Annotated in this window: 10 protein-coding genes; 5 read left to right on the forward strand and 5 right to left on the reverse strand. The window is 73.9% G+C overall.

Annotation, left to right across the window (positions count from 1 at the left end; genetic code table 11):
• The first annotated feature begins 438 nt into the window (after positions 1 to 438).
• Both ABD345_RS10300 and ABD345_RS10305 read left to right on the forward strand, forming a co-directional pair.
• Entirely contained in the window at positions 439 to 2013 is a 1575-nt protein-coding gene (locus ABD345_RS10300; protein WP_344551650.1) for a CehA/McbA family metallohydrolase, read from the forward strand.
• 348 nt (positions 2014 to 2361) lie between these two features.
• Entirely contained in the window at positions 2362 to 2754 is a 393-nt protein-coding gene (locus ABD345_RS10305) for a hypothetical protein (protein ID WP_344551651.1), read from the forward strand.
• A 33-nt stretch (positions 2755 to 2787) separates the two neighbouring features.
• Here ABD345_RS10305 and ABD345_RS10310 read toward each other — a convergent pair whose 3' ends face one another.
• Both ABD345_RS10310 and tyrS read right to left on the reverse strand, forming a co-directional pair.
• Entirely contained in the window at positions 2788 to 3285 is a 498-nt protein-coding gene (locus tag ABD345_RS10310) for a hypothetical protein (RefSeq protein WP_344551652.1), read from the reverse strand.
• Between the two features lie 99 nt (positions 3286 to 3384).
• Positions 3385 to 4830, reverse strand: a complete 1446-nt coding sequence (gene tyrS, locus ABD345_RS10315) for a tyrosine--tRNA ligase (protein ID WP_344551653.1) — start codon at positions 4828 to 4830, stop codon at positions 3385 to 3387.
• Positions 4831 to 5424: 594 nt separating this feature from the next.
• Here tyrS and ABD345_RS10320 point away from each other — a divergent pair.
• Positions 5425 to 5757 carry a DUF5995 family protein gene (locus ABD345_RS10320; RefSeq protein WP_344551654.1) on the forward strand — a complete coding sequence of 111 codons (333 nt, stop codon included), beginning with the start codon at positions 5425 to 5427 and terminating at the stop codon, positions 5755 to 5757.
• Positions 5758 to 6041: 284 nt separating this feature from the next.
• Here ABD345_RS10320 and ABD345_RS10325 read toward each other — a convergent pair whose 3' ends face one another.
• The 3 genes from ABD345_RS10325 to ABD345_RS10335 form a co-directional block, all read right to left on the reverse strand.
• The gene (locus ABD345_RS10325; protein WP_344551655.1) at positions 6042 to 7022 is read right to left on the reverse strand and encodes an IS3 family transposase; all 981 of its coding nucleotides are present in this window, start codon (positions 7020 to 7022) and stop codon (positions 6042 to 6044) included.
• 44 nt (positions 7023 to 7066) lie between these two features.
• A complete protein-coding gene (locus tag ABD345_RS10330; RefSeq protein WP_344551656.1) occupies positions 7067 to 7444 on the reverse strand; it encodes a transposase in 378 nt (125 codons plus the stop codon).
• A gap of 157 nt (positions 7445 to 7601) precedes the next feature.
• Positions 7602 to 8000 (reverse strand): YybH family protein, encoded by a 399-nt coding sequence (locus ABD345_RS10335; RefSeq protein WP_344551657.1) that lies wholly within the window; start codon positions 7998 to 8000, stop codon positions 7602 to 7604.
• A gap of 81 nt (positions 8001 to 8081) precedes the next feature.
• Between ABD345_RS10335 and ABD345_RS10340 the strand changes: the two genes are divergently transcribed.
• Together ABD345_RS10340 and ABD345_RS10345 are read left to right on the forward strand one after the other, a co-directional pair.
• Entirely contained in the window at positions 8082 to 8570 is a 489-nt protein-coding gene (locus tag ABD345_RS10340; RefSeq protein WP_344551658.1) for a MarR family winged helix-turn-helix transcriptional regulator, read from the forward strand.
• Positions 8571 to 8584: 14 nt separating this feature from the next.
• A complete protein-coding gene (locus ABD345_RS10345; protein ID WP_344551659.1) occupies positions 8585 to 9565 on the forward strand; it encodes a zinc-binding alcohol dehydrogenase family protein in 981 nt (326 codons plus the stop codon).
• Positions 9566 to 9729 lie beyond the last annotated feature (164 nt).

The raw sequence follows: 9729 nt of genomic DNA on the forward strand, positions 1-9729 counted from the left end.
CTCATACGCTCGGGGGGACGGGTGGCGGGCGGGGCCGGGCGGTGCGGCGGGGCCCGGGGCGCGAAGCAGCATAGCCGGTGCACGATCGCTCTGACGGTCCGTCAGAGTTCTTGTCCCCCAGGAGAGTTGCCCTGCTCGGGGGCGCCGTGCGGGGCCCGGCGGAACGGATCCACCGGCTCGCGCCCGACTCATAGGCTTGTCTCACCACGCGCCCCCGCAGTAGTCCCGCGCGTCGGATTCACCCGGAAGAGCGGCAGTCCCGGCAAACTTCCGACCGTTCCCGACCGATGGTGCTAGGCCGACGTTCTCCCACCCCGCCTTCACGGACCCTCCGCACACCCGTGGGCCCCGACACACCCCCGACTCACCCCCGGTTCACCCCGCCGGGTAGGGACCGCGGTGGACCCGCCCGCCCACGCCGCCCGGAGGCCCGCCCCGATGCCCACCGACCCGTCCGACCCGTCCGCCGTGCCCGGCCGCCGCACCCTGCTGCGCACCGGCCTCGCCACCGGCGCCGCGGCCGCCACCGGCCTGGCCTCCCCCGCCCCGGCCGCCGCCGCCCCTTCCCCGACCGCCACCCCGGCCGACCGGGTGATCACCCTGACCGGCGAACTGCCCACCGGCGCGCCCGACTTCGTCTACCTCCCGGTGGAGGTCCCGCGCGGGGTGCGGGAGATAGCGGTCTCCTACGGCTACGACCGGCCCGCCGTCCCGGCCGGCACCCCGGGCAACTCCTGCGACATCGGCATCTTCGACCAGCGCGGCACCGACCTCGGCGGCCGGGGCTTCCGCGGCTGGTCCGGCGGCTTCCGCAGCTCCTTCAGCATCTCCGCGACCGCCGCCACCCCCGGCTACCTGCCCGGCCCGGTCGACCCCGGCACCTGGCACGTGGTGCTCGGCCCCTACCAGGTCGCCCCGCAGGGCCTGACCTACTCGGTGCAGGTCACCCTCCGCTTCGGCGCCCCCGGCCCGGCCTTCGCCCCGCACTATCCGGCCGAACGCGCCCGCGGCCGCGGCCGCGCCTGGTACCGGGGCGACTGCCACCTGCACACCGTGCACTCGGACGGGCGCCGGCTGCCCGCGGAGGTCGCCGCGGGCGCCCGGGCCGCCGGGCTCGACTTCATCGTCTCCACCGACCACAACACCAGTTCCTCGCACGGCGCCTGGGGCCCGCTCGCCGGGGACGACCTGCTGATCGTCCCCGGCGAGGAGATCACCACCCGCAACGGCCACTGGCTGGCCCTCGGCCTCGACCCCGGCCAGTTCGTCGACTGGCGCTACCGCTCCCGCGACGGGCAGTTCCCCCGCTTCGCCCGCCAGGTCCGGCGCAGCGGCGGCCTGGTCGTCCCCGCCCACCCCTACTGCCCGTACGTGGCCTGCCAGTGGAAGTTCGGCTACCAGGACGCCGACGCCGTCGAGGTGTGGAACGGCCCCTGGACGTACGACGACGAGTCCGCCGTCGACACCTGGGACGCCCAGCTCGCCGCCGCCCTGCGCGAGGGCCGCGACTGGCTGCCCGCGATGGGCAACAGCGACGCCCACAGCGACCCGCAGCCGATCGGCAGCCCGCACAACGTCGTCCTCGCCGACGACCTCAGCCGCCCCGCGATCCTGGACGGCCTGCGCGCCGGGCGCAGCTGGCTGGCCGAGTCCGCCGCCGTGCAGCTGGAGTTCGCCGCCACCGGCCACGGCCGCCGGGCCGGCATCGGCGAGCGCCTGACCGTCCCCGCCGACGCCCCCGTCGACGTCGAACTCACCGTCTCCGGCGTCCCCGGCGGCACCGCCCGCCTGCTCACCGACGAGGGCCAGCTGCACCAGGAGACCCTCCCCGCCGACGGCGCCCCCGCCACCGTCCGCTGGCGCACCACCGCCTCGCTGGCCGGCTACGTCCGCGCCGAAGTCCGCCGCCCCCGGCCGGACGGCACCCCCGGCAAGGGCAACTCCATGGGCCCCGACCTCCCCTGGGGCCCGATGGCCGCCCTCACCAACCCGATCACCCTGCACCTCGCCTGAGCCCCGCCCGCCCGGACGGAGCTCTGCTCACGCTGCTGCGCGAACTGCGGGACGACGGTGCCGCCCGCCCCGGGCAGCGCACCGGAGTGGGGGTGGAACGCCCGTCCGGGCCGGGCGCGGTGCCGCCCCGGACGTCGGCGGAGATCGCCGAACCGGCCGACGCCGTCCCTGGCGTCCCCGCCGAGGACCGGACGTACGCCCTCTGGTGGGTCGGCGCGCTGTTCGACGCCCCGGACGCGATGCGGAGTTGGCCGCCCACCCGAACCCACGGGTCCGCCGCAGCGTGGCCCGCGCCCCCGACTGGCCGCCGACGTCGCCACCCGGCTCGGCCGGGACGAGGACCGGGTGGTGCGGCCGTTCCTCACCGAGTCCTGCGCGGACGCCCCTGCCGAGACCCCGCTCGACGTGTGGGGCTGGTGGTCGGGCAGCTTCACCTTCCCCGACCGGCCCCGCGGCCACCCCGACTTCCCCCGCGCGGGCCTGCGCCGCTACACCGACGACCCGCGGCCGCGGTACCGGCTGCTCGCCCTGGACGACCCCGGCGCGCCGACCGCGCTGGCCGCGCTGGCCGTGCGCCTCGCCGCCGACCCCGACCCGGCGGTCCGGGCCCGCGCCGCCGGAGACCCGCCCCTGCCGTCGGCCGCGACCGTCACCCTGCTCCGCGCCCCCGGCAGCGCCGCGGACGCGGCCCGCAACCCCGCCCTCCCGCTGCCGGTGGTCCTGCGGATGGCCGCCGGCTGACGCCGCCACCGGACCGTGGCCGCCCACCGGGCGTCAGGAGCCGGACGCCTTCCGGAACCGCTTGGCGAGCGCGGGATCGGACTCCCACCACAGACCCGCCCCCTCGGCCTCCTCCGCGGCGACCCGCGGGGCCGCCGTGCTCCGGGGCTCGGGGGCGTCATCGACCCGCACCCGGAACATCAGGCCGGGGACGGTGCGGAACACCACCGCGAGCAGGACGATCGTCGCCACCACGTAGACCGGGGGAACCGCGATCCCGCCCAGGAGCGGCAGCAGCAGCGCGATGCCGAGCCCCGTCCCCCGGGCCGTGACCCGGACCTCCCGGCCCTCGGTCGCCGCCGCCGTCACCGTGTTGGAGCCGGTGCGGTCCCTCGCGGTGATCCGCACCGCGTGGGGGCCGGGCGCCACCGGGAACCGGGCACTCTCCCCCTGCCTGACCCAGCCGACCCTGACGCCGTCGACGACCACGCCGAACGTCCCCGCCCGGCCGATCCCCGGCTGCTGCGCACGCACCACGACGGTCGCGGTCATCGCCCCCCACTCCTATTGATCATGTGCCAAATCGCGCCAAGGATAGGCCACTTACCACCCCGACGGCCCCCGAACGGACGGCCCCGGGAAGACCGCTCCTCAGGTCAGCTCCAGCACCTTCCGCCCGCAGCGCAGGAACACCCGGCGGGTCGCCCGCGGGTCGGCCAGGCCGTGCGCGCCCAGGACCACCCGGAGCCGCTCGTCGACGTCCGCCCGACCGAGCGGGACGGTCCGCCCGGTGCCGTCGGTGTGTTCGACGACGAGCTTGAGGCCGCCCGCCCCGGCGACCCGGCGGACCTGGTTGAGGCCGGGCAGTTCGCCGCTGACCCGCACCAGCAGTTCGCCGAGCGTCGTCGCGCCGTGCGCGCCCGGGTCGACGGAGGGCAGCGGCCCCGCCTGGGAGTAGCGGCGCACCGAGTACCGCGCCCGGAAGGCGTCCCGCGCCGCGAGCGCGGCCCGCTCCCCGTGCACGGCGGCGGTGACGGCGGCGGCCAGCAGGGTCTTGACGGCCATCGGGTGCCGGCGCCCGTCCTCGGTCTGGGCGAGCAGCGACTCGACCTCCTCGTCGAGGAGTTCGGTGAGGGCGCGGAGGTACTCGGGCAGCAGCCGGTCCGCGCAGGACATCAGCCGGCCGAACATCTCCTCGGCGGGGAAGCCCAGTCCGACGTAGTTGTTCCTCGACTTGCTCATCTTGGCGCCGGTGCCGTCGGTGCCCTCGATCAGGCCGGTGGCCAGCACCACTTCGGGCTGCTGCCCGGCCGCGCCCATCACCCGGCGGCACATCTGCAGGTTGAGCAGCTGGTCGAGGCCGCCGATCTCGACGTCGGCGGCCAGTTCGACCGAGTCCAGCGCCATCACCACGGAGTAGACGAGTTCGGCGAGCGTCAGCCCGCTGCCCTCGGCGAGCCGGGTGCGGAAGTCCTCGCGCTGCAGCGCGGCGGAGGCGGGCAGCTGCGCCAGCACCTCCAGGAAGCGGGGCAGCGTCATCGGCTCCAGCCACTCGCTGTTGAACCGGAACTCCGCCCGGGAGAAGTCGAAGAACGGCCCGACCTGCTGCCGGTAGGTGGCGACGTTGCGCCGCACGTCGTCCGCGGTGAGCGGCGGACGCTCGGCGCTGCGGCCGGAGGGGTCGCCGATCCGGGCGGTGACGTCGCCGACCAGGAACACCACCCGGTGGCCCATCCGCTGCAGGCGGCTGGCCAGGACCATCGGCACGGCGTGCCCGAGGTGCACCTCGGCGCCGGTCGGGTCGATGCCGAACTTGACGGTCAGCGGCCGCCCCTCGGCGAGCAGTTCGGCGAGCCGGTCGCCGCCGGGCAGCACCTGCGCGGCCCGGGCGCCGAGCAGTTCGGCCTGTCGGCGCGGCGGCAGGCCCGACAGGTCGGCGCCCCGGCGCTCCGCCAGCAGCCCGAGCAGCCGGCCCAGCTCCGGGCCCTCCCGCAACTCCCCCTCCTCCTCGATCAGTTCACGGACCTGCTCGACACTTCGGTCGAAGACGGCGCCGGGGCCGGACAGGGTGCTGGGGTCGGAAACGGTGGCGGTCATGGCCGTCCTCTCGGGGTGCGTCGGCGCACGCGGGCGGCGGGGCACGGCCGCGCGGCGCGAACAGGGGTGCGGGGGTTCGGAGGAGGGCCGGACGGGCAGGGGCTGCCGGCCGGCCCGCGCAGGGGCGGCCGCCCACGGCTCGCGGCAGGTGTCGACGGCCCGCGACGACGCGCGTCAGCGGCCCGCGCCGGGGGGGCGGGTCAGCGCATCAGCACGTCAGCGGGTCGTCCGAGGAGGACCGGGAGGCTCGGCCGCCCACGGAACGGGGCAGGCCGGAGGGCGGTGTGCACCGCCTCTAATATCGCTTCACCACGCGAACCTCCGGGAACAGGGAACGGCGGGAACGCGAAATGCGCCCGGCAGCGCCGTCGCCGCCCATGCTGCCCCACCGGCCCCACCCCGCGCACCTGGTTTTTCCCGCCCCGCTCCCACCCCCGCCCCCCGCTCCCCGCCGCCCCCGCTCCCCCCGTTTTCCACCCGCCCGCGCCACGTGTGCGCCTTGGCAGCGGCGGCCGCGCCTGCGAAGGTGACGGAAGGCTGACGGCGTATCAGCCCACCATCCGCTTGTCCGACCACCCGTCTCGGAGGACCCGCATGACCGCACCGGTGCTGACGGTGGACCAGGTGGTCGACCGGATGACGCAACTGGCCGCCGGACTCCCGCTCGGCGACGGCGTCGCCGTGTTCAACGCGATGTACCTGACCGTCACCCGGCTGGTCCGCGACCACCTCGCCACCGCGTACTTCGACGACCCGGCCACCATGGCCGAACTCGACTCCGTCTTCGCCGCCCGCTACCTGGCCGCCGTCGACGACGACCGGGCCGGGCGCCGCCCCGCCGCCTGCTGGCGCCCGCTGTTCGAACTGCGCGCCGCCCCGGGCGTCCACCCGCTCCAGTTCGCGCTGGCCGGGGGAAGAATCCTTTAAACCTATAGTCACACTAATCTGTCTGCCAGTAGGCAGCCGGGCGCTCGCCCGCCGCCCTGATCACATCGCCGGTCGACCGCCGCACTGACGCAGAGGTCACGAATCGCCCCGGAGTGCGCCGATGACCGCTCGATCATGGACGCCTCTCGCCGGCACCGGACACGCCCCGCACCTGGCGCCGACGATACATCGAACGCGCCCCGGACACCCGGAAGGCGAGCGCCGCTCCCGCGTCCCATCCGCGGCAAGGCGGAAGCTGTCAAGTCAAATGAGACAGTTTGCTTCTATATGGACTCTTGAGTGGGTTCTGTCTCCTGCTTCGGTTCGTTGATCCAGACCTGTGCTGGTATCTCGGGTGGTGTGGGTCGTCGGGCGAACCGTTCGGGGTGGCGGAGGTATGCCTCGGCGAGGGTGATGGCCCGTTGCTCGCGCACCAGGTCGGCGGTGCCGAAGTGGACGGATGCGGGAGTGTGCAGGCCGATTCCGCTGTGCCGGTGCTCGTGGTTGTAGTAGGCGAAGAAGCCGTCGCACCACTCGCGTGCCTGGGCAAGGGAGTTGAAGTGCTCGGGAAAGTCGCCCGAGTACTTGATGGTCTTGAACTGGCTTTCGCTGTACGGGTTGTCGTTGGAGACCTTCGGCCGGGAGTGGCTGCGGGTCACGCCGAGGTCGGTCAGCAGCTGGGACACGGCCTTGGAGGTCATCGAGGCGCCCCGGTCGGCGTGCACGGTCTCGGGCACGATGCCGTTGCGTTCGATGGTCTCGCGGATCAGTTCCTCGGCGCGGCGCGAGTCCTCGGCAGCTTCGACGGTCCAGCCGCAGATGTAGCGGCTGTAGATGTCGATGATCGCGTAAAGGTGGTACCACTCGCCCTTGTTGGGGCCTCGGAGTTTGGTGATGTCCCAGGTCAGGACCTGGCAGGGGGCGGTGGCCAGCAGTTGCGGGACGGTCTTGGCGGGGTGGGTGGCCTGGCGTCGGCGCTCGCCGGACTGTCCGGCTGCCTTGAGGATGCGGTACATCGTCCGCTCGGAGCACCAATACACGCCGGCGTCCAGTTCCCGCGCCCAGACCTGGGCCGGCGGCAGGTCAACGTACTCGGTGCGGTTCAACAGCTCCAGCACCGCTGCCCGTTCGGCCGCGCTCAACGCCGAGGCCGGGGACGGCCGGGGCCTGCGCCCGACGGCCGGGCGCGGGTTGAGCTTGCGGTAGTGGGTGGCTCGGGAGCGGCCGATGAGGCTGGAAGCCGCCGTGGTGCTCAGCTCGGGCACCAGACCGGTGAGGGCCTCGTCCAGGACCGGTTCGACGGCGCGGTTCAGTCCGCGCTCTCGGAGAGCATCTCCAAGAGCGCGTGTGCTTTTCCCAGCACGGCCAGGGCGGCATCGCGCTGGGCGACGTCCTTCTCCAGGCGGGCGACCTTCTTGCGCAGGCGTTCCAGCTCGGCCTGCTCGGCGGCCTTCTTCGGCCGTGCCGGTGAGGTCCGCCGGTCGGTCAGCGTGGCCATCGCCCCGGCGTCGCGGGCTTGGCGCCACTCGACGATGTGGGAGTGGTAGAGCCGCTCGCGGCGCAGGATCGCGCCCTTCTCCCCGTTGGGGGCGGCGTCGTACTCGGCGACGATCCGCAGCTTGTACTCCGGTGAGAACGTCCGCCGCTTCGGCTTCGGTGCCGGGTCGGGATTGGTGGTGCTGGCCATGCCGGGGGAATCTCCTCTGCCTCGCTATCCAGACTAACCCGACATACCGGGCGTCTCAGTCGAGACTGTCAGAGAGGGTGCCCGGCACGGCCCTCCGCCAGGGCCGGACCCGTTCCGGTCCGCCGAGCGGACCGGAACGGCGCCGCGGCGGGTGCGGTCAGGAGCCGGCGCTCGCCGGGGCGGTCTTGTTGAACATGTAGCGCGCGATCCGCCACCCCTCGTCGGTGCGGACGAAGACGAACAGCTCCCGGTTGCGCTCAGGGGCACGGCTGCCGTCGGCGTGGACGGTGACCCGACCCGCCGATCCGGTGACGGCGTGGGCGGTGCCTCCGTCGACGGTGAGGTCCTCGATCGTGAACTCCACGTCGAGCTGGATCTGCTCGAAGATCTGCCGGTACGCCTCCAGCAACTGCTGCGGGCCGGCCGCGGTCGGCGCCTGGTAAGGCATGAAGACCCCGTCGGGCGCGTACAGCGAGGCCGCGAGGGCGGCGTCGGAGGTGTTCAGCGCCTTGGCGTAGGTGTCCAGTAGTTCTCGGACGGCCGTGGTGTCACTCATCGTCCCAACCCTTTCCTCGCGGCATGTGGTTCTTGTGCCGATGATTGCAGGAACAATCATAGTGCGGCGTACCATTCCCGCATGGCAGAAGAAACGCTGGACACGGCGAGCGAACACGCCTGGCGCGCCGTCCTCAAAGGCCACGCCCTCCTGGTGGCGCGGCTCGACGCCGACCTCCGCGCGCACGCGGGCATGGCGCTGATCGACTACGACGTGCTGGTCCAGCTCTCCGAAGCCCCGCGGCGGCGGCTGCCGATGGCCGACCTCGCCCGCGCCATGGTCTACAGCCGCAGCGGCCTGACCCGGCTCGTCGACTCACTCGAACGCCGCTCCCTGGTCACCCGAGAGCACAACAGCACCGACCGCCGGTCCTGGTACGCCGTCCTGACCGGCCAGGGGCTGGCCGCGCTGGAAGCGGCCTGGCCGGTCCACGCGGCCGGTGTCCGGGCGCACTTCGCAGCCCACGCCGACCCCGGCCAGGCACGCGCGATCAGCGCGGTCTTCGGCGCCGTCATAGCCGACCTCGCCCCCGACGCCGCGGAGCTACGCCATTTCCACCCCACAGGCTGACCCTGGAGGAACAGATGAACGACACCATGCGAGCGGTCGTCCTCGACGGCCCCGGCACGGTGGAGCGACTGCGGCTGGTCGAGCGACCGGTCCCGGAGCCGCCCGCCGGCTGGGTGCGGATCAAGGTCGAGGCGTTCGGCCTGAACCGCTCCGAGCTGCACACCCGGCTCGGCCTCGCCGACGGCGTCACCTTCCCCCGGATCCCCGGCATCGAGGCGACCGGCACCGTCGACCTCGACCCGGACGGCGTCCTGACGCCGGGCCAGCAGGTGGCCGCCCTGATGGGCGGCATGGGCCGCACCTTCGACGGCGGCTACGCCGAGTACACCGTCGTACCCCGCAGCCAGGTCGTCCCGTTCCGCTCCGACCTGCCCTGGGAGGTGGTCGGTGCCGTCCCGGAGACCCTGCAGACCGCGTACGGCTCGCTCACCGTCGGACTGGACCTGCGCCCGGGCCAGTCCCTGCTGATCCGCGGCGGCACCTCCGCGCTCGGCCTGGTGGCGACCACGCTGGCCAAGGAGACCGGCGCGACCGTCCTGGCCACCACCCGCAGCGCCGACCGCCTCAAGGCGCTGGCCGACCACGGCGTGGACCACCCGCTGGTCGACGACGGCGCCGTCGCCGCGCAGGTCCGCGCCCTGTTCCCGGAGGGCGTCGACGCCGCCCTCGAACTGGTCGGCACGCCCACCCTGCCGGACACCCTGGCCGCCACCCGTGTCCACGGCACGGTCTGCTTCACCGGCATGCTCTCCAACCAGTGGACCGTGCCCGACTTCTACCCGATCGACTACCTCCCCCGCGGCGTCCGCCTCAGTGCCTACGGAGGCGGAGCCGCCGACCTCCCCGCCGAGGTCCTGCAGCGCCACCTGGACCGCGTCGCCTCCGGCGAGAGCAGCGTCGGCCCCACCCACGTCTACGCCCTGGACGAGATCCGCACCGCCCACGACGACCTCGAACACGGCCGCCACGTCGGCAAACTCGTCGTCCGCACCTGACACCGGCACACGGTGCCGCCCCCGGTCCCTTCATCGAGACCGAGGGCGTGAGGGCAGCCGGTCAGGGGGTCCTACGTTGTTGGTGGGTTGGACGGGCCGTCGTAAGGTCCAGAGGCCCAGAGACGCCGGGCATGGCTTTCAGGGGGTTGCCCACGATGGTTCCC

This window comes from Kitasatospora saccharophila, assembly GCF_039529925.1.
GTDB classification, from domain to species: Bacteria; Actinomycetota; Actinomycetes; order Streptomycetales; family Streptomycetaceae; genus Kitasatospora; species Kitasatospora saccharophila.